This is a genomic window from Pseudomonas sp. S12(2018) (assembly GCF_024355235.1).
GTDB classification, from domain to species: domain Bacteria; phylum Pseudomonadota; class Gammaproteobacteria; order Pseudomonadales; family Pseudomonadaceae; genus Aquipseudomonas; species Aquipseudomonas palmensis.
Genome location: NZ_QLAD01000001.1, coordinates 224,706 through 239,177, shown reverse-complemented (window position 1 = coordinate 239,177; position 14,472 = coordinate 224,706). Strand labels below are relative to the sequence as shown.

Sequence of the window (14,472 nt, the reverse complement as noted above, 5' to 3'; positions counted from 1 at the left end):
TGCATCTGTGGCTTTTTGCGGGCTGGCTTCCTCCAATAACAAAGCCCCACTCAGGACCCTGGACGATGAGTCACCCCTCACAGTTTGCCCTGCTGCAAAAACGGCGCTTTCTGCCGTTTTTCGTCACCCAGTCGCTGGGGGCGTTCAACGACAACCTGTTCAAGCAATCGCTGATCCTGGCCATTCTCTACAAGCTCAGCCTGGGCGGCGACGGCACGATGCTGGTCAACCTCTGCGCGCTGCTGTTCATCCTGCCGTTCTTCCTGTTCTCGGCCCTGGCCGGCCAGTTCGGCGAAAAGTTCGCCAAGGATGCGCTGATCCGCACCATCAAGCTGGCCGAGATCGTCATCATGGGCGTGGGCGCCGCGGGCTTTCTCTATAACCACCTGTGGATGATGCTGGTGGCGCTGTTCGCCATGGGGACCCATTCGGCACTGTTCGGCCCGGTCAAGTACTCGATCCTGCCCCAGGCCCTGCGCGAAGAGGAGCTGGTGGGCGGCAACGGCCTGGTGGAGATGGGTACCTTCCTGGCGATCCTGGCCGGCACCATCGGCGCCGGGGTGATGATGTCCAGCACCCACTACGCGCCCATCGTGGCCAGCGCGGTGGTGCTGGTGGCGGTGCTGGGCTACCTGGCCAGCCGCGCAATCCCCCGTGCCGCGGCCTCGTCGCCGCAACTCAAGCTGCAATGGAACATCTTCAGCCAGACCGTCGCGACCCTGCGCATGGGCCTGAAACAGACCCCGGCGGTATCGCGCTCGATCGTGGGCAACTCGTGGTTCTGGTTTGTCGGTGCCATCTACCTCACGCAGATCCCGGCCTATGCCCAGGAGTGGATGCACGGCGACGAAACCGTGGTCACGCTGATTCTCACGCTGTTCTCGGTGGGCATCGCGGTGGGGTCGCTGCTGTGCGAGCGCCTCAGCGGGCGCAAGGTGGAGATCGGCCTGGTGCCGTTCGGATCGTTCGGCCTGACGGTGTTCGGCCTGCTGTGGTGGTGGCATTCGGGGGATATCCCGGCCGCCGGCGCGCCGTATGACTGGCTCGCCCTGCTGGGCATGAGCAAGGCCTGGTGGATCCTGCTGTCGATCATGGGCCTGGGTGTTTTCGGTGGTTTCTACATCGTGCCGCTGTACGCGCTGATCCAGTCGCGCACCCCCGAAGACGAGCGTGCCCGGGTGATCGCGGCCAACAACATCCTCAATGCACTGTTCATGGTGGTCTCGGCCGTGGTCACCATGCTGTTGCTGGGGCTGGCCAAGCTGAGTATCCCGCAGCTGTTTCTGGTGGTGTCGCTGCTCAATATCGCGGTCAACACCTACATCTTCCGCATCGTGCCCGAGTTCAGCATGCGCTTCATGATCTGGCTGCTCAGCCATTCCATGTACCGCGTCGAACACCGCGACCTGGACAAGATCCCGGATGAAGGCGCGGCGCTGCTGGTGTGCAACCACGTGTCGTTCGTCGATGCGCTGCTGATTGCCGGGGCCGTGCGCCGGCCGATCCGCTTTGTCATGTACTACAAGATCTACCGCCTGCCGGTGCTCAATTTCATCTTCCGTACTGCGGGGGCGATCCCGATTGCCGGGCGCAACGAAGACCTGCCGACCTACGAGCGTGCGTTCGAGAAAATTGCCGCCTACCTGGCCGACGGCGAGCTGGTGTGCATCTTCCCGGAAGGCAAGCTGACCTCCGATGGCGAGATCGATGCATTCAAGGGCGGATTGAGCCTGATTCTGGAGCGCACCCCGGTGCCGGTGATTCCGTTGGCGCTGCAGGGTCTGTGGGGGAGTTTCTTCAGCCGTGACCCGGCCAAGGGGTTTTTCCGGCGCCTGTGGTCGCGGGTGACCCTGGTGGCCGGTAGCGCCGTACCGGTGGAAACGGCGCAACCGGCGCTGTTGCGCGAGCGGGTCAGCGAACTACGCGGCACCTGGCGCTAGGCGCGGGGGCCAGGGTCAGCTGGCGCTGACCTTGAGCCCCACCAGGCCGATGATGATCAGTGCCACGCTGGCCAGGCGCATCAACGCCATGGATTCGCCAAACAGGATGATCCCGGCGATCACCGTACCCACTGCGCCCACACCGGTCCAGATCGCATAGGCGGTGCCCAGCGGCAGTTCCTTCATGGCAAGGCCGAGCAGGCCGAGGCTGACCGCCATGGCGGCAACCGTGAGCACAGTGGGCAGGGGGCGGGTGAAGCCGTCGGTGTATTTGAGGCCGATGGCCCAGCCGACTTCGAACAGGCCTGCGAAAAACAGGATGATCCAGGACATGCGCAGTACTCCATCTGTTGATGGGGCCGTCCCCGGATCGGTCACGCGGTGCGTCGTGAGGTCGTCCTCACAGTGCGCACTATAGTGCACATTTCCTTGCCGGGGGGCAAGTGGCGGTCAACGCGTGGCGTCGACCGCTGCCGTTTCGGCGACGGGTTCTTCCATGCGCCGGAACCAGGTCGAGAGTAGCGCACCGGAGATGTTGTGCCACACGCTGAACAGCGCGCTGGGCACCGCCGCCAGGGGCGAGAAGTGCGCACTGGCCAGTGCCGCGCCCAGCCCGGAGTTCTGCATGCCGACTTCCAGCGCCAGGGATTTGCGCTGGGCCAGCGGCAGCTTGAACAGCTTGCCGGTGACGTAGCCCAGGGCGAACCCGAAGGTGTTGTGCAGGATCACCACCGCCATGATCAGCAGGCCCGATTCGGCGATCTTGGCCTGGCTGGCCGCCACCACCGCGCACACGATCAGCACGATGCTCACCACCGACACCAGCGGCAGCACCTGCACCGCCAGGTGTACGCGCGGGCCGAGCAGGCGCTGGGCGAGCACGCCGAGCACGATCGGCAGCATCACCAGTTGCAGGATCGACCAGAACATCTCCATGAACGAGACCGGCAGCCACGCCGAGGCCAGCAGCCAGATGAGCGCGGGGGTCAGCAGCGGGGCGAGCAGGGTGGTGACGGCGGCTATCGCCACGGCCAGGGCCAGGTCGCCCTTGGCCAGCCACGCCATCACATTGGAGGAAGTACCGCTTGGGCAGCAGCCGACCAGGATCACGCCCACGGCGATTTCGGCGGGCAGGTGGAACAGCTGGCACAGCAGCCAGGCCACGCCCGGCATGATCACGAAGTGGGCGACCACGCCCAGGGCCACGCGCCAGGGCTGGCGGAACACGGCGGCGAAGTCTTCGACCTTGAGGGTCAGGCCCATGCCGAACATCACCAGGCCCAGCAGCGGCACGATGGCGACCTTGAGGCCGATGAACCAGGCGGGTTGGAAGAAGGCCAGGAGGGCAAACAGCAGCACCCACCAGGCGAATGTATTGCCGACGAAGCGGCTGAGGGCGGCGAGGGCGCGCATGGGGGACTCCTTTTTTATTATCGGCGGCCCCATCGCGGGTCAAGCCCGCTCCCACAAGGATTGCAGCGACCCTGTAGGAGCGGGCTTGACCCGCGATGAGGCCCGCAAGGCCTCTACATAGCTATATAGAGAGCAGACGATCAGACCCCCTGCGGGATCTCCTCTCCACCCAGCGCTTCGAACAGCGCCGGCAGGAAGTCGCCGAAGGTCAGCATCATCAGGGTGAAGCTGGCATCGAGCTGGCCAAGGGCCTCTTCGCCGCCGTCTTCCTCGGCCTGGTCCTGCAGCAGCTCTTCGAACTTCAGGCGCTTGATCACCATCTTGTCGTCCAGCACGAACGACAGCTTGTCCTGCCAGGCCAGCGACAGCTGCGTCACCACCTTGCCGGTACCCAGGTGCAGCTGGATCTCGTCGCTGGTCAGGTCCTGGCGCTTGCAGCGTACGATGCCGCCGTCTTCGTGGGTGTCGCGCAGCTCGCACTCGTCCAGCACATAGAAGTCGGGCGCAGCCTTCTGCGACTTGACCCAGTCGGTCAGGGTCGCGCTCGGGGCGATCTTCACGGTCACCGGGCGCACCGGCAATGAGCCCATCACTTCACGCAGGGTCGACAGCAGGTCCTCGGCACGCTTGGCGCTGGCCGAGTTGACCAGGATCAGGCCCTGCTTGGGCGCGATGGCGGCGAAGATCATCGAACGACGGATAAAGGCGCGGGGCAGGAAGGCCTGGATGATCTCGTCCTTGATCTGGTCGCGCTCCTTCTTGTAGACCTTGCGCATCTGCTCGGCTTCGATCTCGTCGATCTTCTCCTTGACCGCGTCACGCACCACGCTGCCGGGCAGGATGCGTTCTTCCTTGCGTGCCGCGATCAGCATGAAGTCGCCACTGACATGCACCAGGGGCGCATCTTCGCCCTTGCCGAAGGGCGCGACGAAACCGTAGGTGGTCAACTCCTGGCTGGCACAGGGGCGCGCCGGCTTGCTGGCCAGTGCGGTTTCCAACGCCTCGGCGTCGAACTGGATGTCCTGGGTAAGGCGGTAGGGCAGCAGGTTTTTGAACCACATGGGGTGCATCTCTCCTCGGTACATAAGGAGGGCATTATTCTCCGAGCGGCGTGTTCAGGCCAAGCCCGCTAAGTCATTGGAAGGCCTGAAAAATAATTTTAAAAAAGTGCTTGCCAGAGTGTGAGGTGCTCCGTAGAATGCGCGCCACACCGAGACGAAGGGTGATTAGCTCAGCCGGGAGAGCATCTGCCTTACAAGCAGAGGGTCGGCGGTTCGATCCCGTCATCACCCACCACTTCTCAGTGTATCGCGCAGCGGTAGTTCAGTCGGTTAGAATACCGGCCTGTCACGCCGGGGGTCGCGGGTTCGAGTCCCGTCCGCTGCGCCATATATTAGCTTCAGGGCCCACTGAACTCCCTGAAGCCACAAACGAAGCGACCCTAGGGTCGCTTTTTTTGTGCCTGGCGTTTGGCCGCGCCTGCCATGCATCCCCCTCCAACAACGAAAAAGGCGCCGCTGAGGGCGCCTTTTCCAGACAGCCTCGCGCCGTCTTACCAGTTGTAGGTCACATCTGCACTCAGGGTGCGGCCTTCGCCGTAATAGCAGTCCAGCCCGCCATTGCAGGCCGCCACGTACTTCTCGTCCGTGAGGTTCTGCAGGTTGGCCTTGAGCTTCACGCCCTTGACGTGCAGCGGCGATTTTTCCAGGTCATAGGACACCATGGCGTCATACACGGTGTAGGACGGAATCTGGAAAGAGTCGCCCACGTAGTCCGAACCGTAGCTGCTGCGCACGTAGCGCGCGCCCAGGCCCACACCGAACCCGGCCAGTACGGTGGAAACGTCGAAGTCGTAGTTGACCCACGCCGAAGCGGTCAGCGGTGGCTGCATGGCCAGGGTACGGCCTTCGCGGCCGTCGTTGATGCTGCGCCACTTGATCTGGTTGCGTGATACCGCAGCCAGCACGCTCAGGTTGTCGGTGACATTGACCTTGCCTTCCAGCTCGACACCACGCGAACGCACCGAGCCGCTCTGCACGCTCAGGCTCGGGTCGTCGCGGTCGTTGGTCAGCATGTTGTCCTGGTCGATCTGGTAGGCGGACAGCTGGATGAAACCGTCGATCGACCTGGGCTCGTACTTGATGCCCACTTCATACTGCTTGCCGTTGGTGGGGTCGAAACCCGAACCGTTGGCGTCGACACCGGACAGCGGCAAAAACGACTCGGCGTAACTCACGTAGGGCGTCACACCGTTGTCGAACGAGTAGCCCAGCCCCGCACGCGCGGTGAACTTTTCATCCTTCTGGTTGGTGTGGCCGCCGTTGAGCGGCGTCTTGTTGTCGGTTTCGGCAAAGTCATAGCGGCCGCCCACGGTCAGGAACCATTTGTTCCACAGCAGTTGATCCTGGGCATACAGGCCGGTCTGGGTAATGGTGTTGTCCCAGCGGTAAGGCTGGGTGAAGGTGAACTTGCTGCCGTAGACCGGCTTGTACAGGTCGATGCCCGGGCCGCGACGGTCGTATCGGCCGAGGAACTCGGAGTTGAAGTGGTAGTAGTCCACCCCCAGCAGCAGGGTGTGGTCCAGCTCGCCGGTCTTGAACTTGGCCTGGGCGGTGCTATCGATGCCGTAGACCCGGTTGTGCTGCGCCCAGTCCACCCCGAAGCGGTCTGCCTGGTAGCTGAAGTCGTTGGCGCCGGTGACCGGGTTGGGGCCGAATGAATAGCCGTGCAGTGGCGCGACGTAGCGGTCGTCGAGGTCGGCGTAGCGTGCGTTCTGCTTGAGGGTCCAGGTGTCGTTGAGCTCGTGGGCGATCTCGTAGCCGACCACGAACTGCTCGCGGTCATATTTGTTCAGGCCCGGCTCGCCGATGAACAGGCTGCGGCTGATGCGCCCGTTGGCGGTGCTGTACACCGTGCCCTTGGCCGGCAGGCCCTGGGCTTCCGGGGTGTCGCGGTCTTTCTGGTACTGGCCGAACACCGTGACGGTGGTGCGCTCGTTGGCCAGCCAGGTCAGGCTGGGCGCCAGCAGCATGCGGTTCTGGTCGGCGTAGTCGATCTGCGAGTTGCTGTCGTTGACCACGCCGGTCAGGCGATAGAGGAACTGACCCTGATCGTCGATCGGGCCTCCGAGGTCGAAGGCCCCGTACTTGCGATCGTAGCTGCCGCCACCGATGACCACTTCATGCAGCGGCGTGGCGGTGGGGCGCTTGCTCACCATGTTGACGATGCCGCCCGGCTGGTTCTGGCCATACAGCACCGACGCCGGGCCCTTGAGCACTTCGATGCGCTCCAGGGTGTAGGGGTCGATCTGCAGCGAGCCACCCGTGCTGCCGCCGCTGTAGGGCAGGTGCAGGCCGTCCAGGTACAGCGGGGTGGGGGAGAAGCCGCGGGAGGTGGGTTCATCGAACACCTTCACCCGGTCGGCGAAGCCGCCACCGGTCATGCCGGCGGTGTAGCGCAGGGCCTCGGTGACCGACTGGGCGCCGCGCATCTTCACTTCGTCCTGGGTGATGACGTTGATCGTCTGCGGGATCTCGCTCAGGGCCGTGTCGGTCTTGGAGCCGGTGGCGCTGCGCTTGGCCACGATCCCGTCGACCGGGCCGTAGGCCGATTCGGTTGCGCGGCTGTCGATGTTGGTGGCGCCCAGCACCACGGACGCATCGGCAGCAGGCAGTTTTTCCAGCAACAGGGTCTGACCGTCCAGCAACTGCCAGGTATGGCCGCTACCCTGCAGCAACCGGTCCAGGGCCTGGGCCAGGGTAAAGGCACCCTGCAGGGCCGGGCCGGACCGGCCAGACAGGTCGCTGGAGTTGAACACCAGACGTACGTTGGCCTGGTCGGCCAGTTGAGTGAGCATCCGGTCCAGCGCCTGGGGCGCCAGGTTCAGGGTCAGGCGCGTGGTGGTTTCGGCTGCGTGGGCCAGCGGCAGGGTCAGCGGCACCCCGCCACCCAGGGTCAGAGCGATGGCCAGCGTCAGGGTACGGCCACTGAACGGAAAAGCGTTGGAAAGCGCCTGCATTGAAATCGTCCGTCATCAAATGTTGGTAAGAAGCGATATTTATGAGAAGTATTCGCGTTCAAACCAACGACGATTCATTGCCGTCAACCTTGCCAACAAAATCCGGATTTATTTTTCTTCGACGCTCTCGCGGTTCATCACCAGGGTCAGCCACGGCAGTTGCACGACCCGCAGCGGTTGGGTGCGCGCCAGGGTACTGAACATCTGCGCACCGTCGTCCAGGTTGAACACCCCGCTCACCGCCGTGCTCGGCAATTGCCCGGTCACCACCAGTGCGCCGGGTACATAGCGCCCGATTTCGCTGACCACCTCGTCGAGTGGGCGTCGATTGAAGATCAGCTTGCCGCGCTGCCATGCCGAATCACTGGTCAGGTCCAGCGGGCGCGTGGAGGACGGTGGCAGGCCCTGGGCATAGTCCAGTTGCTGGGCCGGTTCCAAGCGCGCGCTCTGGCCACCGGACGTTACCTGCACCACGCCCTCGCTGACGCCGACCCGCACCTGCTGTTCGAGCAGGTTCACGTCGAACCGGGTGCCCAGTGCCTGGGCCGTGCCTGCGGCGGCATGCACCACGAATGGACGCGCCGGGTTCTTGCTGACCTGGAAAAGCGCCTCGCCCTTGATCAGGTCGATATCGCGACGCGTGGACGAATAGCGCACCGACAGTGCGCTGGCGCTGTTGAGCCAGACCTCGCTGCCGTCCTCCAGCACCAGGTGCCTGCGTTCGCCGACGGCGGTCGACTGGTCGGCCATGTACACCTTCATTGGCTGCCCCAACTGGGTCACGGCCAGCACCGCCAGCCCGGCGGCCAGCGCAGCCCATCGCAAGGGTTTTGCACGGCGTTGGGGCGCTGGCGGCACGAAGGATTGCGCGGTGGCCGTCTGTGCTACCCCGTGCCACATCTGCTCGGCCAGCCGCGCCGCCGCTTCGTGCGCCGGGCTGCGCTGTCGCCACTGGCGAAACGCGGCATGATCCGACTCGCTGGCATTCCCCGACATCAGCATCACCCACTGCTCGATGGCCTGATCCTCCAGCTCGACAGGGGATGGTTGGGAAGGGTTGGGTCTAGTCATGATGAGGGGCTGCTGAAACCTTCAGAGGGGGCGTACCGGGCATTCTAAATAGATTCCGACTGACGTAGCCAATCGCGGCAGTGCCGCATGGCTTGCACAATGTACTTGCCCACCGTGCTTTCTGACACGTCCAGGCGCACGGCGATCTGTGCATGGGTCAAGCCTTCGAGGCGATTGAGCAACAGTGCCAGGCGCGCCTTGCTGGGCAACTGGGCCAGGCTGCGGTCCAGTTGTTCGATTGCTTCGGCAGCCAGGAACTGCTTCTCGGGGGAGGCGAGGGGGTCGCAGACGTCCAGGTTGTCACTGACGTCGTCATGCAGCGCCGAGCGTCGCTGTTCCTGGCGCAGGCGGTCGATGGCAAGGTTGCTGGCAACGCGAAAGACAAAGGCACGCGGTTCGAGAATCTGCGCCGTATCGGACAGGCTGGCCAGTCGCAGGTAGGTGTCCTGGGCCACGTCCGCGGCCTTTTCCACATTGCCCATGCGCCGTGCAAGAAACGCCAGAAGGTCGGCGTAATGCTCCTGGAAGGCGCTGACCAGCGGGTTGACGGCGGAGGTTGGGGTGGACATCCATTGTGCTCGTGCGACGTAATGCGCAAGCTTATCTCAAATGAGAATGACTATCATAGATATGTTTTTTTACAGGTCAGGCCTTTTTCGCCGTGTGTGCATTCGCTGTTTGTCGAGGTGGGGGGTTCAGTTAAAGTAGGGCGCCTTTCAGCAGGCCGGGCGAGCTCCGGCCGCTGGCCGATGACGACCACTGCCAGAGACCTCATATGCAGGATGCAACCCCCGCCGCCGCGCCCTTGCTGGGCATTGACCTGGGCACCACCAACAGCCTGATCGCCGTATGGCAGCAAGGCCGTGCCCAACTGATCCCGAATGCCCTTGGCGAGGTGCTTACCCCCTCGGTGGTCAGTATCGATGACGACGGCAGCATCCTGGTGGGGCGCGCCGCCCGTTCGCGATTGACCACCCACCCCGATCGCAGCGTCGCGGCATTCAAGCGTTTCATGGGCAGCGAAAAGCGCCTGGAGCTGGGCGGGCAGGCATTCAGCCCCGAAGAGCTCTCGGCCCTGGTGCTGGGCTCGCTGAAGCACGACGCCGAGGCCTTTCTGGGCTGCGCGGTGCACGAGGCGGTGATTTCGGTGCCGGCCTATTTCAGCGATGAACAGCGCAAGCGCACCGTGTTCGCCGCCGAGCTGGCGGGTCTCAAGGTGCAGCGCCTGATCAACGAACCGACCGCCGCGGCCATGGCCTACGGCCTGCACGAGCAGAAATTCGAGCGCACCCTCATCTTCGACCTGGGGGGCGGTACCTTCGACGTCACTGTGCTCGAATACGCCCTGCCGCTTATCGAGGTGCATGCTTCCACCGGCGACAACTTTCTTGGCGGCGAAGACTTCACCGAAGCGCTGCTGCAGGCCTGCCTGAAGGACTGGGGCATGACCCTGTCCAGCGTCGAACCGCAGGCGCTGGCGAGCCTGTACGACAGCATCGAACTGCTCAAGTGCAAGCTGGGCGAAGGCCCGCAGACGGTCTACTGGAAGGGGGCCGGCGAGCCCCGCGAGTGGACCCTGGACGAGCTGGGCGCGCAGACGATCTGGGAGCCGCTGCTGGGCCGGGTGCGCGCGCCCATCGAGCAGGCCCTGCGCGACGCGCGGCTGAGCCCGCGCGACCTCGACAGCCTGGTGCTGGTGGGCGGTGCCACGCGCATGCCGGTGGTGCAGCAGATGGTGGCCAAGCTGTTCGGCCGCCTGCCGTACCGCCACCTCGACCCCGACACCATCGTCGCCCTGGGCGCTGCCAGCCAGGCGGCCTGCAAGGCCCGCGACTCGGCCATCGAAGAGCTGATCCTGACCGACGTATGCCCCTACACCCTGGGCATCGAGACCACCCGCGGCGCCAACATCAGCGGGGTATTCTCGCCGATCATCGAGCGCAACACGGTGATACCGACCTCGCGGGTGCAGCGCTTCTACACCTCCCACGAACAGCAGAAGACCATCAACGTCGAGGTCTACCAGGGTGAGCGGCCGTGGGTGCGTGACAACATCTTCATCGACAGCTTCGTCGTCGAGCTGACCCCGATGGACAAGATCCAGTCACTGGACATCCGCTTCAGTTACGACATCAACGGCCTGCTCGAAGTCGACGTGACCCTGGTGGACACCGGCAAGCGCCACAGCCACAGCATCGACCGCAGCCCCACCGGGTTGGATGAAGAGGCACGCCAGAACAGCCATCAGCGCCTGGCCGGGCTGAAGATCCACCCGCGCGATGCATTGCCCAACCGCACCCTGACGGCGCGCCTGGAGCGCGCCTGGATGCAGTGCCTGGGCGATGAGCGCGAGCAGATCGGCACCTGGCTGAGCGACTTCAGCCAGGTGCTGGCCACCCAGCAGTCCAGCCTGATCGCCAGCCAGCGCCAGCAGTTGAACGAGGCGCTGGACGCACTCAACCTCTAGCCGATCAGGCGCCGCAGCACAGCCTGCAGCCCGCCGCTGAGAGCGTCGGGGTCATGATGCTCCGGCGACACGCCCCAGCGGTTGGGCAGCACGTCGCCGGGCATCACCACCAGCACCAGCGGCAGGAACGGCAGCGCTACCGACAGTGCAGCCAGCAGCACCATCACCACGATCCCGTGGCCAATGTCGTGCAGCCGGCGCAGGCAGGTGCCGAACAGCAGGGCCAGGCCCAGGCCGATCTTGACCATGGCCTCGGGCGCATCGCTGGAGGTGATGGCAAGCACCAGGGTGACGAAGAACCACAACATCAGCTGGCCGACGAATGCGCCACGGCCCAGGCGCGTGTTCCAGCGCCAGAAGGCCCAGGGCGATACCGGCTGAAGATCGGCCTGGGCCAGCAGCAGGCGCTCGCTCCAGGACAACACCGCTGTCAGCGCAAAGCGCAGGCCGATACCGGTGCTGGGGTCATCCTTGGCCTTTTGCAGCTGCTTGAGCACCTTGAGGCGCGGTACGCCGACACGGCCGTAGCGGATCAGGCCCTTGAGCGTATCCATGACCTGGTAGAACACCGCGCTGTCCATGCCGTAGGCATCGAGCTTCTCGCGCGGCGGCCGGCTCGGCTCGCCCTTGATCAGGCCGCTGCGAAAGGCTTCGAACCACGGCTCTTCACTGGAGATGTCGGCCATGGTGCGCAGCAACACGCGGTGCTGTTCGGCATCCAGTGCCGGGTCGTGGTAGAGCACCGCCCAGAACAGCATCATGCCCAGCAGGTCGTCGGCGAAGGCCTCTTCGTCCTTCTGGTAGCTGGCCAGCAACGCCAGCGTGCTGGGCAGGCGCGCACTGCTCAGGGCCTGGTCCGGCGCGGGCAGGCTGTCGGCAATGGCTTTTTGCAGCGGGTCGCGGCTGTCCAGCCAGCCCAGCAGCCCATCGAGGTTGCCTTGTTCCTGCAGCAGGTTCAGCAGCAGGGTATGGACCTTTGCCAACGGATGGCCGGGTGGGCACTGCAGGGTGTCGAGCATGCTCGGCGTCACCAGCGCCAGCCAGCGTTGTGGCGCCTGGGCCAGGGCCAGCATGAACAGTGCCTGGCGGTGCCAGTGCCACAACTCGGCGCCGGCCGGTGCGGGAGGCAGCACCACGCCTGCGGCGCCCAGCTCGCATTGCATCTCCAGGCCGAATGGTACCGGCATCATGGCGCGCGGGCTGAAGGTCTCGTGCAGGCGGGCCAGGGTGCGCCCGTCGTAGGCGCGCAGGCGGCGCAGCCAGTCGCGGCACAGCGTGGTGGCGCCGTCCTTGAGCACGTCGGGCAGTTGTGGGTGCGGCGAGTTGCTGTTCAGGAACGCCTGGATCGCCAGGGGGATCGGCGCCTGTTGCAGCCAGGCCAGTTGCTGTTGGGCCTGGTAGCGCAAGCCGTCGAGGATCAGTTCATCGATCAGGTGGCTGCTTTTAGGTTCGTCGAGCACCTGTTGCAGCAGCGCGGCGTCGCCGCAGTGCAGGGCCCAGGCGTGGCGGTACAGACGCTGCAGGGCCGGGTCCGGGTGTTCGTCGATCAGGCTGGCGAGCAGTTCCAGCTCACGCTCATCGGTGGCCCGCCAGTCGACGAACTGCCCCGCGATGCCGTCCAGTTCCAGGCGCGCGGCCTGGAACCAGCGCGTCAGGGTTTCCGGGCGCTGCGCCGGGCTGCCCAGGGTCTGTTCGTCTTCGCTCAGGTCGTCGGGCCAGGTGCGCACCGGTGCCAGGCGGTCGAAGGCCTGGATCATCAGCGGCAGGCGTTGCGGCTGGTGCGCGGTGCACAGGTCCAGCAGCTCGCGGGCGGCCACCGGGTGGCGGAACTCCAGCCACAGGCGGCTCCAGCACGACAGCGCTTCTTCTTCCTTGCCCAGCAGGCTGGCCTGGCAGGCCAGCTGGTACAGCGCGTCGACATCGTCGGGTTGTAGCGCCTGGCGTTCGACGCACAGCGCGTACAGGCTCGGGCTGGCCACCCCGGCCTGGCCGATCTGCAGCAGCAGGCGTTCGACCAGTGCGGCGTCCGGGGGCAGGGCGACCACGGTGTGTTCCCGGGCGAAGGCGGCCAGTTCGAACAGCGGGCGGTTGTTGTAGAGGTGGTCCAGGCTGCGCAGGTACCACAGGGTTTCCAACTGCGCGGCCGTAGACCAGTCGTTCATCAGGCGCATGTCGAACGGGTCGGGGGCGGCGAAGCGAGCCAGCAGCGTCTCGACTTCCTGCGCCTCTTCGAAGCCCAGGCGCAGCAACTGCTTGTCCCAGGCCAGGCGCTTGGCCAGCACCTGCACGCAGGCATTGGACAGCTGGCCGGCTTCTTCCAGGCGCCACAGCAGCTCCCAGCTGACGTCCTCGAGTTCTTCGAGGGGCAACTGGTCGAGCTCACGCAAGTAGTCCTGCCAGGCATCGACGTTGTAGCGCCGGGCCGGGTCGGCGAGCATGCGGGCGAAGGTGGCGATGACCGGGTGCACGCGAGGCGGGCGCGGCGGGCGTTCTGCGTAGGCCTGTTCTTCGCCGACGTCCTCGTCCTCTTCGTCGTCTTCGTCATCCGTGCGGGTGGCGAGCTTGAGCGCGTGCTCGTAGGCCTGGCGCAGCAGTTGGAAGCCCTGCGGGTCGGTTTCGGGGTGAAACTCCGGCAGGCGGGCGCGGTAGGCGCCGCGGATGACGTCCTGGTCCTTGGTGGGCTCGATGCCCAGCTTTATCCAGCAACTCATGACCAGGTGCCCTCCTCGAGCGAATCGGGCCGGGGCGGGTAGTCCAGTGGTAGGTCCCAGGGCAGGCTGGCGAACAGTGCCTTGCCGCGCTTGAGCATGTTCATGATGATGCAGCGGTTCCAGTGCTCGGCGCCCTGGCGGTCGATACGGTAGGGGTAGACGTCGTCGTCATGGCTGGAGCAGTTCCATAGCGATTTGCCGAACATGTAGCCGGCGATGTAGGTGTCCCAGCTGTTGTAGAAGTGGCGTGCGCGCAGTGCCAGGCGGCTGTGCAGCCAGAGGCTTTCGGGCTCGGTGATCAGGTTCTCGAACACACCGGCGCGCAGCAGGTAGCCCATGCGGCCCAGGTCCCAGGCGCGGGTGCCGCCGAAGCCGCAATCGGCATAGGTGCGTGCGGCAAATTCATAGTTGGCGCGCTCGCGCGGGCCCAGCTCGTCAAGCAGTGCCTGCCATTGGCTGGGTTGGCGGCGAGGGTATTGCCAGTAGGCATCGTTGAGTTTTTCGGCGTGGCCGGTGTCGGCCATGCGCAGCATGTCGAGCAGCTCGCGGCGGTTGTTGATGCCCCACCATTTTTTCAGGTCCAGGTCCCCTTCGGCTTCGAAATAACGGGGGGAGGTGAGGCTGGCGCCGTTGAGGGCGGCCATGGGTGCAGAAAGGGCGTACAGCCAGTGCTGTTCAATCTCTTCCATGAATAGAAGGCTCCGGGGTCGACGGGGAATGGGCGGGGTCGACCGTAATGGCGCGGATTGTAGAGAGGCGGGGCGGGTGGGGCAATTGGATCCAGATTTTTTCGGCAGTGGTGTCTACCGGTGCTGGTTTTCTTGCTCTTGCTGTTGCTTTGCTTTTGATCTT

The 14,472-nt window shown here is 64.8% G+C and carries 10 protein-coding genes and 2 tRNA genes; 4 read left to right on the top strand and 8 right to left on the bottom strand.

Annotated elements, in window-relative coordinates; all coding sequences use genetic code 11:
• The first annotated feature begins 65 nt into the window (after positions 1 to 65).
• Positions 66 to 1,940, top strand: a complete 1,875-nt coding sequence (locus tag DN388_RS01175; protein ID WP_043860015.1) for an MFS transporter — start codon at positions 66 to 68, stop codon at positions 1,938 to 1,940.
• 15 nt (positions 1,941 to 1,955) lie between these two features.
• Here DN388_RS01175 and sugE read toward each other — a convergent pair whose 3' ends face one another.
• The 3 genes from sugE to rdgC all read right to left on the bottom strand — a co-directional run bounded on the left by sugE (position 1,956) and on the right by rdgC (position 4,414).
• Positions 1,956 to 2,273, bottom strand: a complete 318-nt coding sequence (gene sugE, locus DN388_RS01170; RefSeq protein ID WP_043860016.1) for a quaternary ammonium compound efflux SMR transporter SugE — start codon at positions 2,271 to 2,273, stop codon at positions 1,956 to 1,958.
• Between the two features lie 117 nt (positions 2,274 to 2,390).
• Complete coding sequence (locus tag DN388_RS01165) at positions 2,391 to 3,353, bottom strand: bile acid:sodium symporter family protein (RefSeq protein WP_043860017.1); 963 nt, start codon at positions 3,351 to 3,353, stop codon at positions 2,391 to 2,393.
• A 140-nt stretch (positions 3,354 to 3,493) separates the two neighbouring features.
• Positions 3,494 to 4,414, bottom strand: a complete 921-nt coding sequence (gene rdgC / locus DN388_RS01160; RefSeq protein WP_043860018.1) for a recombination-associated protein RdgC — start codon at positions 4,412 to 4,414, stop codon at positions 3,494 to 3,496.
• Positions 4,415 to 4,573: 159 nt separating this feature from the next.
• Here rdgC and DN388_RS01155 point away from each other — a divergent pair.
• Both DN388_RS01155 and DN388_RS01150 read left to right on the top strand, forming a co-directional pair.
• Positions 4,574 to 4,649, top strand: a tRNA-Val gene (locus tag DN388_RS01155).
• 16 nt (positions 4,650 to 4,665) lie between these two features.
• Positions 4,666 to 4,742 (top strand) — tRNA-Asp (locus DN388_RS01150).
• 163 nt (positions 4,743 to 4,905) lie between these two features.
• On the opposite strand, the gene DN388_RS01145 is transcribed toward DN388_RS01150, so the two are convergent.
• The 3 genes from DN388_RS01145 to DN388_RS01135 all read right to left on the bottom strand — a co-directional run bounded on the left by DN388_RS01145 (position 4,906) and on the right by DN388_RS01135 (position 9,011).
• A complete protein-coding gene (locus DN388_RS01145; RefSeq protein WP_254996448.1) occupies positions 4,906 to 7,371 on the bottom strand; it encodes a TonB-dependent siderophore receptor in 2,466 nt (821 codons plus the stop codon).
• A gap of 108 nt (positions 7,372 to 7,479) precedes the next feature.
• Entirely contained in the window at positions 7,480 to 8,442 is a 963-nt protein-coding gene (locus DN388_RS01140; RefSeq protein ID WP_043860020.1) for a FecR domain-containing protein, read from the bottom strand.
• Between the two features lie 44 nt (positions 8,443 to 8,486).
• Positions 8,487 to 9,011 (bottom strand): sigma-70 family RNA polymerase sigma factor, encoded by a 525-nt coding sequence (locus DN388_RS01135; RefSeq protein ID WP_043860021.1) that lies wholly within the window; start codon positions 9,009 to 9,011, stop codon positions 8,487 to 8,489.
• A gap of 206 nt (positions 9,012 to 9,217) precedes the next feature.
• On the opposite strand from DN388_RS01135, the gene DN388_RS01130 reads away from it, so the two are divergent.
• Positions 9,218 to 10,909 carry a molecular chaperone HscC gene (locus tag DN388_RS01130; protein ID WP_054914674.1) on the top strand — a complete coding sequence of 564 codons (1,692 nt, stop codon included), beginning with the start codon at positions 9,218 to 9,220 and terminating at the stop codon, positions 10,907 to 10,909.
• On the opposite strand, the gene DN388_RS01125 is transcribed toward DN388_RS01130, so the two are convergent.
• Both DN388_RS01125 and DN388_RS01120 read right to left on the bottom strand, forming a co-directional pair.
• On the bottom strand, positions 10,906 to 13,620 hold the full coding sequence (locus DN388_RS01125) for a molecular chaperone DnaJ (protein WP_254996444.1): 2,715 nt from the start codon (positions 13,618 to 13,620) through the stop codon (positions 10,906 to 10,908). The two genes, DN388_RS01130 and DN388_RS01125, sit on opposite strands and share 4 nt — an antisense overlap.
• Entirely contained in the window at positions 13,617 to 14,309 is a 693-nt protein-coding gene (locus tag DN388_RS01120) for a DUF1266 domain-containing protein (RefSeq protein WP_043860023.1), read from the bottom strand. The genes DN388_RS01125 and DN388_RS01120 overlap by 4 nt, the downstream gene beginning before the upstream one ends.
• Between the last annotated feature and the right edge of the window lie 163 nt (positions 14,310 to 14,472).

Coding starts and splice junctions, on each gene's coding strand:
- DN388_RS01175 (WP_043860015.1), top strand. CDS start 66: ATGAGTCACCCCTCACAGTTTGCCCTGCTGCAAAAACGGCGCTTTCTG.
- sugE (WP_043860016.1), bottom strand. CDS start 2,273: ATGTCCTGGATCATCCTGTTTTTCGCAGGCCTGTTCGAAGTCGGCTGG.
- DN388_RS01165 (WP_043860017.1), bottom strand. CDS start 3,353: ATGCGCGCCCTCGCCGCCCTCAGCCGCTTCGTCGGCAATACATTCGCC.
- rdgC (WP_043860018.1), bottom strand. CDS start 4,414: ATGTGGTTCAAAAACCTGCTGCCCTACCGCCTTACCCAGGACATCCAG.
- DN388_RS01145 (WP_254996448.1), bottom strand. CDS start 7,371: ATGCAGGCGCTTTCCAACGCTTTTCCGTTCAGTGGCCGTACCCTGACG.
- DN388_RS01140 (WP_043860020.1), bottom strand. CDS start 8,442: ATGACTAGACCCAACCCTTCCCAACCATCCCCTGTCGAGCTGGAGGAT.
- DN388_RS01135 (WP_043860021.1), bottom strand. CDS start 9,011: ATGTCCACCCCAACCTCCGCCGTCAACCCGCTGGTCAGCGCCTTCCAG.
- DN388_RS01130 (WP_054914674.1), top strand. CDS start 9,218: ATGCAGGATGCAACCCCCGCCGCCGCGCCCTTGCTGGGCATTGACCTG.
- DN388_RS01125 (WP_254996444.1), bottom strand. CDS start 13,620: ATGAGTTGCTGGATAAAGCTGGGCATCGAGCCCACCAAGGACCAGGAC.
- DN388_RS01120 (WP_043860023.1), bottom strand. CDS start 14,309: ATGGAAGAGATTGAACAGCACTGGCTGTACGCCCTTTCTGCACCCATG.